This window comes from Aliiroseovarius sp., from assembly GCF_965228805.1.
Classification (GTDB): domain Bacteria; phylum Pseudomonadota; class Alphaproteobacteria; order Rhodobacterales; family Rhodobacteraceae; genus JASBTN01.
In genome coordinates, this window is the sequence record NZ_CBDDIE010000003.1 from 1,716,821 (window position 1) to 1,732,319 (window position 15,499).

The window sequence follows — 15,499 nt, forward strand, 5'->3', positions numbered from 1 at the left end:
GAGGCAGCCGCCCCGGGTGATATCCGCCTCGCCGCTCAGATCAGCTCGCGCGGGACGATGAAGTCTACCGCTTCGCCCGTGCCCCAGCCCACGTCGGACCAGTCGGCGACCGGGAAGTCGATGATCGCCGTCGCGCCCGTCGGATAGTGCTGGAACCGCCCGTGATCCGGCGCCTGTTTCACCAGCGCCTGCGCCATATAGGCGCTGCCCGGGTTGTGGGCGATCATCATCACCATCGGTTCCTTGGCCAGCCGCAGCTCGGACAGCATTACATCCGGTTCGGCCAGATACAGCGCGTCGGTGTACTCCGCCTTGGGCGGCGCCACCAGCTTATCCGAGATCTTGGCCCAGGTTTCCCGCGTACGCTCGGCCGAGGAACACAGAACCTGCCCCGGCTCATGGCTACGCGTCGCCAGCCAGCGGCCGATCGCCTTCGCGCTTGCCCGGCCGCGCTTGTTCAGCGGGCGGTCCTTGTCCGCCATCATCGGGTCGGACCAGGAGGATTTGGCATGGCGGATCAGGATCAGGCGCAGGGTCATGTTTTGTGGAAAGCTCTCATGTGAAAGTGGGATTGCTCGGGCAACCTGCCATAACTCGCGCTGACGGGGCAAGCGCGCCGTGCCGCACAACCCTGCGTCATGCAATCCTCCCCGGGTGCAGTGTCCAGATATCCATGGCATTTTTCCAGATCGTAAAACTTGTGCGACAGGGCGGCGACCGGGCAGGCGCGCTGGCAGGGCTGATCCACGCAGCTGACGCAGGGGCTTTCCCCGGTCTCGGGCAGGGGCAGATGCCCCGGCAAGCGCACCGCGCCCCGGTAACTGGCCCAGAGCCCGGCGCGGTCATGCACCAGAAACGCGACCGGTGACGGCCAGGACCGCCCGCTGCCCTGTGCCCAGCTGAAGAACGGCGGATAGGGTGGGCCGTCCGAGGGAAACACCGCCGCCCCGCCCCAGGCTTCGGCCAGGCCGCCGATCATGCGTTTCGACCAGCGGTCCAGCGGGTCCGGCTGCCCATCCAGATATTCGGGTGAGGCGCTGAAGACCCCCCAGAACCCGGGCTCATGCGGCCCCAGCAGGACCACCGTGTCGCCTTCGTCATGCAGCGCGCCAAAGACCTCCAGCTGCGCCGTGTGGGCTGTGCGGGACAGCCGGTCAAAAGAATGGAGTTGAGTCGTCACGGGTGAAATCCTTTCCCTCTGGAAAGAACTATGCGCCACGGCTTGAGCGGCGCAATGTCCCTGCGCGACATTCAGGCGCGGATCATCGACCCCGCACCGTGGTCGGTATAGAGCTCCAACAGGCAGGCATTGGGCGCGCGCCCGTCCAGGATGACCACCGCGCGCACGCCGCCTTCGACCGCCGCAAGCGCGGTTTCGGTCTTTGGGATCATGCCGCCGGCGATCACGCCCTCGGCGGTCAGCTCGCGGATATGGGCGGCTGACAGCTCGGTCAGAACCTCGCCATCCGCGCCCTTTACGCCCTCGATATCAGTCAAGAGCAGCAGGCGATCCGCCTTCAGCGCCGAGGCAATCGCCCCCGCGGCGGTGTCGCCGTTGATATTATAGGTCTCGCCATTGCGGCCCGCGCCCAGGGGGGCGATCACCGGGATGGTCTCCGCCGCGGCCAGGTCGCGCAGGATCGACACGTCGACCTCGGCGGGCGTGCCGACAAAGCCCAGATCCGGGTTGGTCTGGTCGCAGGTAATCAGGTTTGCATCCTTGCCCGACAGGCCCACGGCCTTGCCGCCCTCGGCGTTGATCGCTTGCACGATGCGCTTGTTGACGCGGCCGGACAGGACCATCTCGACCACCTCGACCGTGGCCTCATCGGTGACGCGCTTGCCGTTCACCCATTCGCTTTCCACGCCCAGCTTGCCCAGCATCGCGTTGATCATCGGCCCGCCGCCATGCACCACCACCGGGTTCACGCCGACATGGCGCATCAAGACGATGTCGCGGGCAAAGCTCGCCATTTCCTCGTCATCGCCCATGGCGTTGCCGCCAAACTTGATGACGACTGTCGCGCCCGCATAGCGTTGCAGGTAGGGCAGGGCCTGGCTCAGAGTGCGGGCGGTGGCGATCCAATCGCGGTTCATCTTTTGCGTCTTCATGGTCCGTAAGTCCTCGTTCCACCCGTGTTACGCGGTTGGGCGCAGGGTGCCAAGGGTGATTGCGCTCACCCGCCGGGCTGTTAGGGTCGCGGGAAACGGAGGTGTGACATGAGTGACGACCGCAAGACCCTGCTTCTGACCGGTGCGAGCCGCGGCATCGGCCACGCCACCGTGCGCAAGTTCAACCGCGAAGGTTGGCGCGTGATCACCTGTTCGCGCCAACCCTTTCCCGAGGAATGTCCCTGGGGCGGTGGCCGCGCCGATCACGTTCAGCTGGACCTGTCCGATCCCGCCGATACGATCAACGCGGTCGGGCTGATTCAAGAGAAGCTGGATGGCCGCTTGGATGCGCTCGTGAACAACGCGGGCGTCTCGCCCAAGGGGCCGAATGGCGAACGCTTGTCCACGCTGGACACCAGCCTGATGGATTGGGGCAAGGTCTTTCACGTGAACTTCTTCGCCTCCGTCGTGCTGGCCCGTGGCCTGCAGGAGGAGCTGGCGGCGGCCAAGGGCTCGGTTGTCAACGTCACCTCCATCGCGGGTTCCCGCGTGCACCCGTTTGCAGGCGCCGCCTATGCCACGTCGAAGGCCGCGCTGGCCGCCTTGACCCGCGAGATGGCCCATGACTTCGGCCCATTGGGGGTGCGCGTGAACGCCATCGCGCCGGGCGAGGTCGAAACCTCGATCCTCTCCCCGGGCACCGAGAAGATCGTCGAGAAGCTGCCGATGCAACGCCTCGGTCAGCCCGAAGAAGTCGCCGACGCGATCTACTTCCTCTGCTCGGATCAGTCGTCCTACATCTCGGGCGCCGAGATCGAGGTGAACGGCGCGCAGCACGTGTGAGCGGGTCGGATTTTTCGAAAATTCCGGTCCGTTTTCCGGCGCGGAAAACGGCGACAAACTTTAAAGTCCGGTCCTGTGGGGCTTTAAAGAGTTTAAAACCCGGCCGTCTGAGCCGTTAAACTCTTTAAAGTTTCGCTCAATCCAGCCCGGCGATGATCGCGCGCAGGGTTTCGATCCCCTGGCCCTTTTCCGAGCTTGTCAGCACCAGTTCCGGATAGGCCGCCGGATGTTTCGACAGTTTCTCGCGCACCTGGGTCAGGACCTTGGCGCGGTCCTTCTCCTTGACCTTGTCGGTCTTCGTCATGACCACCTGGAAGGTGACCGCGGCCTTGTCCAGCAGGGTCATGATCTCTTCGTCTACCGCCTTGATTCCATGACGAGAATCCACCAGCACGAAGGCCCGGCGCAGGTTCTGTCGGCCCGACAGATAGGCTTTCAGCAGGCGCTGCCATTTCTCGACCACGGCCACCGGGGCGTTGGCGAAACCGTAGCCCGGCAGGTCGACCAGATAGGGTCCGCCGGTGGTGGTGAAGAAGTTGACTTCTTGCGTTCGGCCCGGCGTGTTCGACGCGCGGGCCAATCGGTTGCGGTTGGTCAAGGCGTTGATAAGGCTAGATTTTCCGACGTTCGAGCGGCCGGCAAAACAGATCTCTACCCGGTCCGGCGCGGGCAGCCCGTCCATTGCGACGACGCCTTTCAGGAACTCCACCGGCGCGGCAAACAGCTTGCGCCCCGCCTCGCGGGACACATCATCTGGTGTTTCGGCTTCGGGAAACGGCAACATCATGACAGAATCTCCAGCGGGTCGCCCTTCTGAACCTCGCCACTCTGCACCACCTCGGCGTAGACGCCAAACTGCTTGTGCCCCCAACCGGTCATCAGCGCGTTCAATGTATCCGCGTCCCGCTCCCCGGTCCGGGTCGAGGCAGTCGTCGCCAGGCAGCGCACGATCTCTTCGCGCACCTCCAGAACCGCTCCGCCCAGTTTGATCCGTTGGCCGATCCAGCCCCGTTCGGCCCAGGGCTCCAGCCCCTCCAGAACCAGGTTGCCGCGCCAGCGATTGATCGAGATTTCGCGGCCGATCCGATCTGCCACTTGGGCATGCGATGCGGCGTTAAGGATTGAAATTGAAGGATAATCCGTATCCGTCATGCCCCGATCTTCGACCCGAAGGATACGGTCCGGCAGGGCGCGGTCGGTGGGGCTGATTGGTTTGACCCAGTCGATGAACCGGGCCTGATCCGCCGCGTCGTCCGGGTTGATCGTGATCTCGTCCCGCTCCGGATGGGTCAGGGTCACGGTGCCCTCTGCCGGGATGCTGCGGGCGCTGATCGCCTGCAACCGCGGCGCCTTTGCCCCGCGCGAAAAGTTCTGGCAGGGCGCCCATTCGCTGCCATCCGCCTTCGCCGCGTCATGGGCCACCGCCCAGCGGCGGTCCCAGGGCATCGTGCGCCCTTCGCGCAGGGTCACACGGGCAAGGCTCTCCCGCCCGTGCGACTTGATCGGGTGTCGCCAGATTTCCGCGACGCGCGCGGTCATTCCGTGCCCTTCGGCTTGCGCTTGAAGCTCTTGAGAATATTGCCAAAAACGTCAGGCTTGTGGCCGTGGCTGCGCATGATCGTATACTGCTGGATGAAGGTGATCGTATTGTTCGCGATCCAGTAAACGACAAGGCCACTGGCGAAGGTGCCCAGCATGAACATGAACACCCAGGGCATCCAGGCAAAGATCATTGCCTGGGTTGCGTCGGTGGGAGACGGGTTCAGCTTCTGTTGCAGCCACATCGAAACGCCCAGCAGGATCGGCAGGATGCCCAGGCTGATGAAGCCCAGCACGCCCAGTTCCGGTACGCCCCAGGGCAGGAGGCCGAAGAAGTTCAGGATCGAGCTCGGGTCCGGCGCGCTGAGGTCGCGAATCCAGCCCACCCAGGGTGCGTGTCGCAGCTCGAGCGTGACGAAGATCACCTTGTAAAGGCTGAAGAAAATCGGGATCTGCAAGAGGATCGGCAGACAGCCCGAGGCCGGGTTGACCTTTTCCTGTTTGTAGAGCGCCATCATCTCCTGCTGGAGCTTGGCCTTGTCCTCACCAGCCTTTTCCTTGATCTTCTCCATCTCCGGCTGCAGCTCGCGCATTTTCGCCATCGAGACATAGGATTTCCACGCCAGCGGCAGCAGCAGCGCCTTTATAATCAGCGTGAGGCCGATGATGGCCCAGCCCATGTTGCCGATGAGCCCGTTCAACCAGTGCAGCACGGCGAAGATCGGCTTGGTCAGGAAGAAGAACCACCCCCAGTCGATCGAGTCGAGGAAGCGGTGGATGCCGCCTTCGTTCTGATAGGTGCGGATGGCTTCCCATTCCTTCGCACCGGCGAAGAGTTGAGTGGTCACCTCGGCGCTATCACCCGCGGCCAGATCAATCGTGGGCAGGCGAATTTGGGTCTGGTACTGATCGCGTGTTTCCGAGTAGCGCACGGCCGCATTGAACTGCTGGCCCGGGGCCGGGATCAGCGTGGTCATCCAGTAGTGATCGGTAAAGCCGATCCAGCCGTTTTCCTCGACAGTCAGGATATCCGCGCGCGCGCCTTCGCGATCATCATAGGTCAGATCGGCGGCGTCGTCGTAATCCATCTCTTCCAGCTCGGTATCGCCCTGGCGGATGATGCCCTCGTGAAGGATGAAAAATCCCTTCATGTCAGCGGGTTCGCCGTGGCGGGCGAGTACGCCGTAAGGGGCCATGCGCTGGGGGGCGTCGCCGGTGTTTTCGACGGATTGGGTAATGGTAAAGAGGAACTTGTCATCCACCGAGACGGTACGGCGGAAAATCATGCCGTTGCCATTGTCCCATTTCAAGGTCACCGGGCTGTCGGGGCTCAGGGTTTCGCCCTGTTCGACGGTCCAGATCGTGTTCTGGCCGGGGACGTCCTCGGACACGGTTTGGCCACCAGGCACCCAGCCGTAAAGTGCGTAATAGGCATGGGCCTGACCCTGGGCGCGCAGCAGGGTGACGATGGGCGAATCCTCCGCCAGATCCTCGCGGTAGCCCTTCAGGGACAAATCGTCGAAGCGCCCACCCAGCAGAGAGATGGTGCCGGACAGGGCGGGGGTGTCGATCTCGACCCGGCCAACTTCCTCGGCCTCAGCCAAGTCCTGAGTATCCGGCGCGCTGGTTTCTGCGTCGGCAGCGGGCGGTACGATTGAGCCCTCGGTCTGGGCGGTCACCGGTTCAGTGGGCGGTGCCACAGGCTCGGGCGGAAACAGCAGCGTCCAGGTGCCAATCACCAGGAGGCTCAGTACCATTGCCAGGATCAGGTTCTTGTTCTGGTCGTCCATGTCGCGCCCATGCCCTCGTCTGTTCAGGTCAGAGAGGTTCAACAGGGCAGGCGGCCAAAGGTCAAGCGATTTTAGGGCAAAACGCCCCCGTCACGCGGGGTTTGGCCGCTGTTTGCGCCTATCCGGCCCGGCGCGGCAGGATCGTGGTCTTGGTCAGTTTCAGCTGGTGCTCGCCAATCCAGGCAAAGGTCTGGTCCAGCGGCATCGGGCGGGCGATGGAATAGCCCTGCACGTGGCCGCAGCCGAGTTGGGCCAGCATCGCGTGTTCGCCATGCGATTCGACGCCTTCTGCCAAGGTTTCCAGGTTCAGCCGTTCCGCCATGGTCAGGATCGCGGCGACCATGTTCTGCTGGTCGCGGTCATTGTCCACATGGGTCACGAAGCTGCGGTCAATCTTGATCCGGTTCACGTCGAAACGGCGGATGTTGGCGATGGAGGCATGGCCGGTGCCGAAATCGTCCAGGTCGATCGGGCAACCCAACTTGGCCAGCGAGGCGATGTTGCGCGTGGTGATGTCATCGTCCGATTGCGCGACCACGTTTTCTAGAACCTCAACGGTCAGCCGCTTGGGGTCGACGTCGAAACGGTCCAGCTCCCACCGGACCTTTTCGAAGAGTTTCGGATTGCGCAGCTCTTCGGCCGAGAAGTTCACCGCGACGCCGGGCACGTTCAGCCCGGCCTTGTCCCATTCGCAAAGCGCGGTCAGAGAGCGGAACAGCATGACCTCACCCAATCGGTCCATCAGCCCGGCACGGGTGACTTGCGGCAGGAAGTTGCCCGGGGCGACATGGCCCTTCTCGGGATGTTCCCAGCGCGCCAGAGCCTCGAACCCGGTCAGTTCGCCAGTGTCGGTCGAGATCTGCGGCTGGAACCAGGGTACGATCTGGCCGGTTTCCAGCGCCTCGGCAAGCTCGTCATGATCATCGCTTTCGAGCAGCACGGGCCCCCGCATGCCGATGGCATAGGCGCGGATCGAACTGGGCCCGGCCTTGCGGGCCTCCGCCAGTGCAGCCTCGGCGGCGGCGAGCATGCCGGCGGGGGTCGGATCCTCGACCCGGGCGGGTAGGGAGAACCCGATCGAGGCGGTGGTCAGCACGCGGGTGCCATCCACCGCGATCGGGTCGCCGAGGCAGGCCTGAAGGCGACCGGAGAGCTGGATCATCACCTCCAGGTCTACCCGACGTTTCTTTTCGATCATGATGCCGAAACAGCCGTTGTCGAGCGAGGCGACCACATCGGTGTCGCGCATCGCCGTGCGCAGCCGGTCGGCGCAGCGTTGCATCACGGTTTCGGCCACGGATTGACCGTATTGGGCACGGATGGCCGAGAGATCGTCCAGCTCCACCACCAGGCAGGCAAAATGCCCTTCCCCCTGCACAATTCCGGTGATGGCCGACTGCCCGGGCAATCCGGTCACCGGATCCGCATGGGCATCCGCCTGCGCATTGTGGCGCGACAGGATACTGGAGAGCGCCAGCAGCGCGGGCAGGAGCAGCGCCAGGACCAACAGCAACCCTTCACCACCATACCAATAAGCCCCGAGCGTCAGCGCGGGAATGAAGGCCGCAAGCTGCGGCCCCACAAGCGCCATACGCAGAAGTTCTTTCAGCTGGGTCCCCTTCGGGCCGGCGTTGGTGGCAGCCATGCGCCTGTTCCTTCCGATCAGCGGGCACGAGCGCCCAGTTCACGCACAACCTTAGGAACAGAGAGGAAACAGAGTCTTAATCGGCCCGGACAAAACGGTTTTAATTGTCGGTTTCCGCGGCGTTTGGTCGGGTCAAGCCCATGAAGTCGAACAGTTTTTCATCCAGCAAGTGGCTGGGACGCGCATTCATCAGGGCACGGAACATGACCTGGCGACGACCGGGGGAATTGGCCTCCCACCCATCGAGAATCGCCTTCACCTGCTGGCGTTGCAACCCGTCCTGCGAGCCACAGAGATCGCAGGGAATGATTGGGTAGTTCATCTGGGTCGCGAACTTCTCGCAATCGGCCTCGGCCACATGGGCAAGGGGGCGATAGACGAACAGATCGCCTTCCTCGTTGATCAGTTTCGGTGGCATGGTCGCCAGACGGCCGCCGTGAAAGAGGTTCATGAAGAAGGTTTCGAGGATGTCGTCGCGGTGGTGGCCCAGCACAACGGCGCTGCAACCTTCCTCGCGCGCGATTCGGTAGAGGTTGCCGCGTCTCAGCCGCGAGCAGAGCGAACAATAGGTGCGCCCCTGGGGCACCTTGTCCATGACGATGGAAAACGTGTCCTCGTACTCGATCCGGTTCGGCACTTGCATCTTTTCCAGGAACTCGGGCAGCACGGTGGCCGGGAAGTTCGGCTGGCCCTGGTCGAGGTTGCAGGCGAGCAGGTCGACCGGCAGCAACCCGCGCCATTTCAGCTCATAGAGCACCGCCAGCATTGTGTAGCTGTCCTTGCCGCCAGACAGGCAGACCAGCCATTTGTCGGGCTTGCCGCTCGTCTTGGTCCGGTCGACCATGCCGTATTGGTCCACAGCCTCGCGCACCTGGCGCACGATGCGCTTGCGCAGCTTCTTGAACTCGGTGGTCGAGGGGGCGCCGTGAAACAGCGGGTGGATATCATCAAGGTCGTCCAGCATGAGCGCGCAATAGGGGATTTGCGCCTTGCAGGCAAGGGGGAGACGCGGGTCGGTGCGGGCGGGGCGCGGCAATGGGTCGCTGCGCGGAAAATACCTGACTTGACTTGTCGGATTGACCGAAGGGGCAGAACGGCGCAGGGTCTGGCAAAATGGAGATGGTGCGATGAAGACTGTGATTGCGGCGCTGGCCGCTGTAATGCTGGCCCCTGCCGCCTGGGCCGAAGATGTGGTGGTGGACATGCAGCACGATGTGAGCCACGGCGGCGGCCATGGCGAACATATGGTCGACCAGATCACCGACCCGGGCGCGACCGCGGCCACGGGCATGTTCAGCTTCCAGCCCTCGGTGTTGCGGCTGGAACCGGGCGACAAGATGGTGGTGCTGAACAGCACCGGAGAACACACGGTGCACTCGGTGCCGCAGCTCTGGCCCGAGGATCGCGAGCCGGTGAAGATCTCCAATACCCCACGCACCGAGGTCGCCTTTGAGACGCCCGGCGTCTATGGGTTTCGCTGCGCGCGCCACGGGCTTTACGGCATGACGCTGCTGGTCGTGGTGGGAGATGGCGGTGGGGTCACCGACATTTCCGAGCAGATTGAGGCGATGCGGGCGGGTGCCAAGGAAAAGGCGGCGTTTCGGCGGCTGTTCCAGGAATACCTGGACGGGCGGTAAGGCCCGGGACGCGCGGGCCCCGGGCCGGGGTGCTCACGGCACCAGATGGCGCAGTGAGGGGGCGACCGGGCCGTGTTCGGGCAGGCCGATGTCGCGCCGCAAGTGATCACTCAGAACGCCGGGCCCATCCGCGCGTGGTCGCGGGCGGGCAAAGAGCGCGGAACGCATCACCCGCCAGCGGCCATGGCGCTGGATCAGCGCCAGGATGGCCTCGCGCAGCTGCAATCCGGCGGGCAGGGTAGTTGTTAGGTCGGTCATGTCGTGTCTCCAATTCTCGAGTCGACAGGCATCCTCGGACCTCAAGTGAACTTTAGGTCAAGGATATTTTTCGTCAGGGAGTTGGCGCCGGATCTTGACCGGCGCCCCTGTCTCAGAAATGCAGATCCCGCAACGCGGGCGGAGGGTGGCTTGGCGGCAGTCCGACGTCGTGGCGCAGGTGGTTGGACAGGTCAGCGGCCTCCAGCCGCTTGCGGCGCCGACCCCGCAACATCGCGGTCGCCAGCGCGCGCAGCACGCTCCAGGCGCCGTGGCGGATCAGCAGTTCTTCGATCAACAGGTGCGGACGCAGATGCGCCACACGGGGGTCCAGATTGGTCATGGTACAGTCCGGGCGTGATGACACGCCGGTCCCTAGGGGTTGAGGTTTGGTAGGGACATCGCGGCGGTGGGACTCCGGGTGTGGAGCAGCCATGGTATCGCGATGTCAGGAGGCCCTGGCGGGCGCGGGGCGGGGCGTCTTAGCAGGCAGCGCCTGGACGGAGCCACTTGCCGGTGAGGCCATACCCCATGTGCTCAACACGGATGAGCGAAACGGTCGCATAAATGGTCATGATCGCCCTCCCTTGTCTGTTTGTTGAGCAGGGGCGCGTATAGGCGCGCGGGATGTTATCGCCAACAGGGCGGAACAACTTCGGCGCGAACTGTGGCCGAGCGGCCACGGAGCGCGTAGGGCTCAGGGGTGATCGCAGGGTTTGTGATCGTCGCCGGGTTTGTCCGGCACCGGGTCATAGCCCGACCCGCCCACCGGGTGGCAGCGCCCGATCCGGCGGATCGCCAGCCAGCTGCCCTTGATCGCGCCGTGTTTCTCCAACGCTTCCAGCGCATAGGCGCTACAGGTGGGTTGGTAGCGGCATCCATGGCCGACCCAGGGAGAAAACAGCAGCCGATAGGCGCGCACGGGCAGGGCGGCGATATGGGCAAGCGGGGTCATTTCGGGCCGTGGACCTTTTTGAGGGCGCGGACCAGGTCCGCTTCCAATTCAATATAGTCACGGGTCGCCGTGGCGCCAGCGCGGCCGATCAGCACATAGTCCCAGCCGGGTTGGCCATGCGCGGGCAGAATGGCACGCGCAATCTCGCGCAACCGCCGCTTGGCGCGGTTGCGGGCGACCGCGTTTCCGACCTTTTTCGAACAGGTAAAGCCGATGCGGGTCAGGTCGTCATCATCCCGCCGGTTGCGCGCTTGCAGCAGGAATGCCGGGGCCGGAGCCTTGGTCGCGCGGGCACAGGCCAGGAAATCCGGGCGTTTGGTCAGTGTCTCAATGCGGGTGGTGGTCATGCGCGATGGTCCCCTTCAAGCACGGAGGGCCGCGCCCTCCCCTGGGAGGGCTTTCGAAACAGGTTTATGGTACACGGCGGTGCAACAAAAGCCGACGTTAGTTCGCGTCGAGACGGAGCAAAACGCCCTCCCGTGGGGAGGCCCCCCTCCCGGCAGATTGCGTCCCGCAATCGCCTGACGGGTCGACGAGGGCGTGGCCCGGCTTCGCCGTGCCGAACCAACGCTTTTGGCAAATACTGTGCCCAAGACACACGGAAACCGCCGGAGGTCAAGGCGACCTCCGGCGGTTTCGCGTAGAGTACCATCGTGGCGCTTACGCGCTCAGCGACTTGCGACCACGAGCGCGGCGCGCGTTCAGGATCTTGCGGCCGGCCTTGGTGGCCATGCGCGAGCGGAAGCCGTGGCGGCGTTTGCGAACCAGGTTCGAGGGTTGGTAGGTGCGTTTCATCGCCCGTCTCCGTCCAAGGCCCAAAATCCCGGTGGATTCGGGGCGTGTGTCATTCGAAGCCCGGTCTATAGGCGGCAATTCGGTCCAAGTCAAACGCCCCGTGAAAGAAAATCGCGGCTTTTGTTACAGAATGGGGCTCCTTTCGTAGCATATCCTCACCGGGGATCAAGCGGACGTGAGGTGGGTGGGAAAGATGCAATGAAGCCGTCATGTTGGCTGCAACCGCAGACGAGAAAGCCCATGACCGACATGACCACACCCACCGGCGCCGAGGCGCATCCGATGCTGAAGCGCCTGCCGCTGATCACCATCCTGGCCGTCGCCCTGATCGGCGCCTTTACCCTGCGCGACTACCTCAGCTTTGAAACGCTGGCGGCGAATCGCGAGGTTTTGCTGGCGTTTCGTGATGCCAACTACCTGCTGACGGTGCTGGTCTTCGTGGCCGCCTATGTGGTGATCGTCGCCTTCTCGCTGCCCGGGGCCACCATCGCGACCCTGACCGGCGGCTTCCTGTTCGCGACCTTTCCGGGTGTGTTGTTCAATGTCACCGCCGCCACCCTCGGTGCGATTGCCATCTTTCTGGCCGCGCGCTGGGGGCTGGGCGACCGACTGGCGGCCCGCATGGAGCATTCCGACGGCGCGGTGAAACGCATCAAGGATGGGATTGACCAGAACCAGTGGTCCGTCCTGTTCATGATCCGCCTGGTGCCCGCCGTGCCCTTCTTCATCGCCAACCTGATCCCCGCCTTCGTCGGCGTGCCGCTCTATCGCTTCGCCATCTCGACCTTCCTGGGCATCATTCCGGGCGGGCTGGTCTATACTTCGGTCGGTGCCGGGCTGGGCGAGGTCTTTGCCCGTGGCGAGGCGCCCGATCTGGGCATTATCTTCGAGCCGCATGTGCTCTTCCCGATCCTCGGCCTGGCGGCCCTGTCCGCCCTGCCCATGGTCCTGAAACTCTTCAAGAAAGGCGCGTGATATGGAGCGCATCAAGGTGGATGTCTGCGTCATTGGCGCAGGGGCCGGAGGTTTGTCCGTGGCCGCGGGCGCGGTGCAGATGGGGGCCTCGGTTGTCCTTCTGGAAGGACACAAGATGGGCGGCGACTGCCTGAACTTCGGCTGCGTGCCGTCAAAGGCGCTGCTGCATGCCGGGCGCGCGGGGATGGAGTGGCAGGCGGCGCATGAACATGTGCGGGCCACGATTGCCACGATCGAACCCCATGACAGCCAGGAGCGTTTCGAAGGGCTGGGCGTGCGGGTCATTCGCGAGTTTGGCCAGTTCATCAGCCCCACGGAAGTGCAGGCAGGCGATCACGTGATCCAGGCCCGACGCTTCGTGATCTCGACCGGCTCGCGCCCCTTCGTGCCACCGATCCCGGGACTGGAGGGGGTGCCTTACGAGACCAACGAAACGATCTTCGACCTGGAAGACGCGCCCAAGCACCTGCTGATCATCGGCGGCGGCCCCATCGGGCTGGAAATGGCCGAGGCGCATCGCGCGCTGGGTTGCGAGGTCACAGTGATCGAGGGGCTAAAGGCGCTGGGCAAGGATGACCCGGAGCTGGCGGGTGTGGTGCTGGACAGTCTGCGCGGCCAGGGCGTCGCCATTGAAGAGGGTGCGATGGCCAAGGAGGTTCGTGGCCAGGCAGGCGCCATTGAGGTCGAGGCGCAGGACGGGCGCATCTTCAAGGGTTCGCATCTGCTGGTCGCCGTGGGGCGGCAGGCCAACACCGACAAGCTGAACATCGAGGCCGCCGGGATCGAACCTACCCGTACCGGGCTGAAGGTGGATGCAAGCCTGCGCACGACGAATCGCAAGGTCTATGCGATCGGCGACGTGGCGGGCGGGCTGCAGTTCACCCATGTGGCGGGCTATCATGCCGGGATCATTATTCGCTCGATGCTGTTTGGCCTGCCGTCGAAGGCCAAGACGCACCACATCCCCTGGGCCACCTATACCTCGCCCGAACTGGCGCAGGTCGGGTTGACCGAGGCAGAAGCACGCAAGGCCCATGGCGCCCGGCTGGAGGTCGTGCGGTTCGATTTCTCCGGCAATGACCGCGCGATTGCCACCGGTCAGACCCAAGGCACGGTCAAGGCGATGGTGGTGAAGGGCAAGCCGGTCGGTGTCTCCATCGTCGGACCCGGCGCGGGGGAGCTCATCAACTTCTGGGCCATGGTCATCGCCAACGGGCTAAAAATGTCCCATGTGGCCGCCATGGTCGCGCCCTATCCCACGATGGGCGAGATCAACAAACGCGTGGCGGGGGCCTATTTCACCCCCCGCCTGTTTGACAATCCCAAGGTGAAGCGCATTGTGGGACTTGTGCAACGATTGATCCCCTGAAGGTGCGACCGGATATGCTCAATACCCTTTCGGGACGTTTCCTGATCCTGACCACCGCCTTCGTGATGTTGGCGGAGGTGTTGATTTTTGTCCCCTCGGTGGCGCGGTTTCGCGAGGATTACCTGCGCAACCGTCTGGAACGGGCGCAGATCGCCTCGCTCGCGCTGCTGGCCGAGGACATGATCGACCCCTCGCTGGAAACCGAGCTGCTGGAGAATGCCGAGGTCTTCAATGTGGTGCTGCGCCGCGATGAGGTGCGCGAGCTGATGCTGAGCTCGACCCTGCCCGGGCCGGTGGCGGGAAATTTCGACCTGCGCGACAGCATGCCCTGGGCGCTGATCATGGATGCGATGACCCGGCTGGCCAAGCCCGATGATCAGGTGATCCGGGTGATTGGAGAGCCGGTGCGCGAGGGTGGTTTGGTGATCGAGGTCACCATGGCCACTGGTCCCCTGCGCGCAGCGATGATCGACTATGGGCGCAACATCTTCCTGTTGTCGCTGGTGATCTCGGTCTTCACGGCCGTGCTGCTGTTCCTGGCGGTGCGGCGCCTGATGGTGCGGCCGATCAAGGGCGTGGTGGACCACATGGCCTCCTATGCCGAGGCACCGGAGGACGCGCGCACGATCATCGAACCTTCCGCCGGGGTGACCGAGCTGCGCGAGGCCGAGGAGGCGCTGCAGACCATGCAGACCCAGCTGACCGGTGCCTTGAAGCAAAAGGAACGTCTGGCCCAGCTGGGCGGTGCGGTGGCGCGGATCAGCCACGACCTGCGCAATATCCTGACGACCGCGCAGCTCTTTGCCGACCGGATGGAGATGAGCGAGGATCCCGGGGTGAAACGGGCCGCCCCCAAGCTGGTGAACTCGATCGCCCGGGCGGTGAACCTGTGCGAAAGCACGCTGGCCTTCGGCAAGGCCGAGGAGCCCGCGCCGATGCTGACCCGCGTGGTGCTGGCGGAACTGGCGGGGGAGGTGTTCGACAGCGAACGGCTGGCGTCGGGCGAACATGACATCTCCTACGGCGAGAACATTCCGGCCAACATGGTGGTGCGGGCCGATCCCGAACAGGTCTACCGCGTGCTGGGCAACCTGGTGCGCAACGCCCGCCAGGCGATCATCGCCTCGGGCAAGTCGGGTGAAGTTTCCCTGCGCGCGACCGAAAACGATGTGGAATGGACCATCTGCGTCGAGGACACCGGGCCGGGCCTGCCGCCCAAGGCGCAGGAACTGCTGTTCCAGCCCTTCGCGGGCACCAACCGGCGCGGCGGCACCGGGCTGGGCCTGGCCATTGCCGCCGAGCTGATCCGCGGCCACGGTGGGCGGCTGGAGCTGGAACGTACGGGGGCGGAGGGTACGGTCTTTGCCATCCACCTGCCCAAGGGGGTCGAGACGCTCGATCCCTGAACCCGGCGGGCAGGGCTGAATTCCCCGGCCCGGCTCCCACCCTTGCAAGCGAGGCGCAGGTGGCAGGTCGGTTGCCATCCCACCCCGCCGCGCCGGGGAATTCGGCTCCTGGTTTGCGCGCGGACAAAAAATCGCACACGGGTGCATATTTCCTGTTTTTCGCTCTTGCGCCCCCCCA

18 protein-coding genes are annotated in these 15,499 nt (G+C 64.3%); 5 read left to right on the forward strand and 13 right to left on the reverse strand.

The window, feature by feature from the left end; all coding sequences use genetic code 11:
- Positions 1 to 35: 35 nt before the first annotated feature.
- The 3 genes from ACO07D_RS09675 to argB all read right to left on the reverse strand — a co-directional run bounded on the left by ACO07D_RS09675 (position 36) and on the right by argB (position 2,112).
- Entirely contained in the window at positions 36 to 539 is a 504-nt protein-coding gene (locus tag ACO07D_RS09675; RefSeq protein WP_421702729.1) for a SixA phosphatase family protein, read from the reverse strand.
- A complete protein-coding gene (locus ACO07D_RS09680) occupies positions 536 to 1,180 on the reverse strand; it encodes a ferredoxin (protein WP_421702730.1) in 645 nt (214 codons plus the stop codon). Before ACO07D_RS09680 ends, ACO07D_RS09675 begins: the two co-directional genes overlap by 4 nt.
- A gap of 71 nt (positions 1,181 to 1,251) precedes the next feature.
- A complete protein-coding gene (gene argB / locus ACO07D_RS09685) occupies positions 1,252 to 2,112 on the reverse strand; it encodes an acetylglutamate kinase (protein WP_421702731.1) in 861 nt (286 codons plus the stop codon).
- A 108-nt stretch (positions 2,113 to 2,220) separates the two neighbouring features.
- On the opposite strand from argB, the gene ACO07D_RS09690 reads away from it, so the two are divergent.
- Positions 2,221 to 2,955 (forward strand): SDR family NAD(P)-dependent oxidoreductase, encoded by a 735-nt coding sequence (locus ACO07D_RS09690; protein ID WP_421702732.1) that lies wholly within the window; start codon positions 2,221 to 2,223, stop codon positions 2,953 to 2,955.
- 136 nt (positions 2,956 to 3,091) lie between these two features.
- On the opposite strand, the gene yihA is transcribed toward ACO07D_RS09690, so the two are convergent.
- The 5 genes from yihA to ttcA form a co-directional block, all read right to left on the reverse strand.
- A complete protein-coding gene (yihA, locus tag ACO07D_RS09695; protein WP_421702733.1) occupies positions 3,092 to 3,742 on the reverse strand; it encodes a ribosome biogenesis GTP-binding protein YihA/YsxC in 651 nt (216 codons plus the stop codon).
- Complete coding sequence (locus ACO07D_RS09700; protein ID WP_421702734.1) at positions 3,739 to 4,494, reverse strand: MOSC domain-containing protein; 756 nt, start codon at positions 4,492 to 4,494, stop codon at positions 3,739 to 3,741. Before ACO07D_RS09700 ends, yihA begins: the two co-directional genes overlap by 4 nt.
- The gene (gene yidC, locus ACO07D_RS09705) at positions 4,491 to 6,284 is read right to left on the reverse strand and encodes a membrane protein insertase YidC (RefSeq protein WP_421702735.1); all 1,794 of its coding nucleotides are present in this window, start codon (positions 6,282 to 6,284) and stop codon (positions 4,491 to 4,493) included. The genes ACO07D_RS09700 and yidC overlap by 4 nt, the downstream gene beginning before the upstream one ends.
- A 118-nt stretch (positions 6,285 to 6,402) precedes the next feature.
- Positions 6,403 to 7,929, reverse strand: a complete 1,527-nt coding sequence (locus tag ACO07D_RS09710; RefSeq protein ID WP_421702736.1) for a putative bifunctional diguanylate cyclase/phosphodiesterase — start codon at positions 7,927 to 7,929, stop codon at positions 6,403 to 6,405.
- 100 nt (positions 7,930 to 8,029) lie between these two features.
- Complete coding sequence (gene ttcA / locus ACO07D_RS09715) at positions 8,030 to 8,893, reverse strand: tRNA 2-thiocytidine(32) synthetase TtcA (RefSeq protein WP_421702737.1); 864 nt, start codon at positions 8,891 to 8,893, stop codon at positions 8,030 to 8,032.
- A 163-nt stretch (positions 8,894 to 9,056) separates the two neighbouring features.
- Between ttcA and ACO07D_RS09720 the strand changes: the two genes are divergently transcribed.
- Positions 9,057 to 9,566, forward strand: a complete 510-nt coding sequence (locus ACO07D_RS09720; RefSeq protein WP_421702738.1) for a plastocyanin/azurin family copper-binding protein — start codon at positions 9,057 to 9,059, stop codon at positions 9,564 to 9,566.
- Between the two features lie 33 nt (positions 9,567 to 9,599).
- Here ACO07D_RS09720 and ACO07D_RS09725 read toward each other — a convergent pair whose 3' ends face one another.
- From ACO07D_RS09725 to rpmH, 5 genes are all read right to left on the reverse strand, one after another.
- On the reverse strand, positions 9,600 to 9,824 hold the full coding sequence (locus ACO07D_RS09725) for a hypothetical protein (RefSeq protein WP_421702739.1): 225 nt from the start codon (positions 9,822 to 9,824) through the stop codon (positions 9,600 to 9,602).
- A gap of 112 nt (positions 9,825 to 9,936) precedes the next feature.
- Positions 9,937 to 10,164: a hypothetical protein gene (locus ACO07D_RS09730; protein ID WP_421702740.1), complete on the reverse strand. Its 228-nt coding sequence runs from the start codon at positions 10,162 to 10,164 to the stop codon at positions 9,937 to 9,939.
- 354 nt (positions 10,165 to 10,518) lie between these two features.
- Positions 10,519 to 10,776: a membrane protein insertion efficiency factor YidD gene (yidD, locus tag ACO07D_RS09735; RefSeq protein ID WP_421702741.1), complete on the reverse strand. Its 258-nt coding sequence runs from the start codon at positions 10,774 to 10,776 to the stop codon at positions 10,519 to 10,521.
- Positions 10,773 to 11,123, reverse strand: coding sequence for a ribonuclease P protein component (rnpA, locus tag ACO07D_RS09740; RefSeq protein WP_421702742.1), 351 nt, complete (start codon positions 11,121 to 11,123; stop codon positions 10,773 to 10,775). The genes yidD and rnpA overlap by 4 nt, the downstream gene beginning before the upstream one ends.
- A 313-nt stretch (positions 11,124 to 11,436) precedes the next feature.
- Positions 11,437 to 11,571, reverse strand: a complete 135-nt coding sequence (rpmH, locus tag ACO07D_RS09745) for a 50S ribosomal protein L34 (RefSeq protein ID WP_048599009.1) — start codon at positions 11,569 to 11,571, stop codon at positions 11,437 to 11,439.
- 240 nt (positions 11,572 to 11,811) lie between these two features.
- On the opposite strand from rpmH, the gene ACO07D_RS09750 reads away from it, so the two are divergent.
- Genes ACO07D_RS09750 through ACO07D_RS09760 form a run of 3 tightly spaced genes read left to right on the forward strand, consistent with a single transcriptional unit; the run spans position 11,812 to position 15,321 of the window.
- Positions 11,812 to 12,546, forward strand: a complete 735-nt coding sequence (locus tag ACO07D_RS09750; RefSeq protein ID WP_421702743.1) for a TVP38/TMEM64 family protein — start codon at positions 11,812 to 11,814, stop codon at positions 12,544 to 12,546.
- Position 12,547: 1 nt separating this feature from the next.
- Positions 12,548 to 13,915, forward strand: a complete 1,368-nt coding sequence (locus tag ACO07D_RS09755; protein ID WP_421702744.1) for a dihydrolipoyl dehydrogenase family protein — start codon at positions 12,548 to 12,550, stop codon at positions 13,913 to 13,915.
- Between the two features lie 14 nt (positions 13,916 to 13,929).
- Positions 13,930 to 15,321 (forward strand): sensor histidine kinase, encoded by a 1,392-nt coding sequence (locus tag ACO07D_RS09760; protein WP_421702745.1) that lies wholly within the window; start codon positions 13,930 to 13,932, stop codon positions 15,319 to 15,321.
- Positions 15,322 to 15,499: the final 178 nt, after the last annotated feature.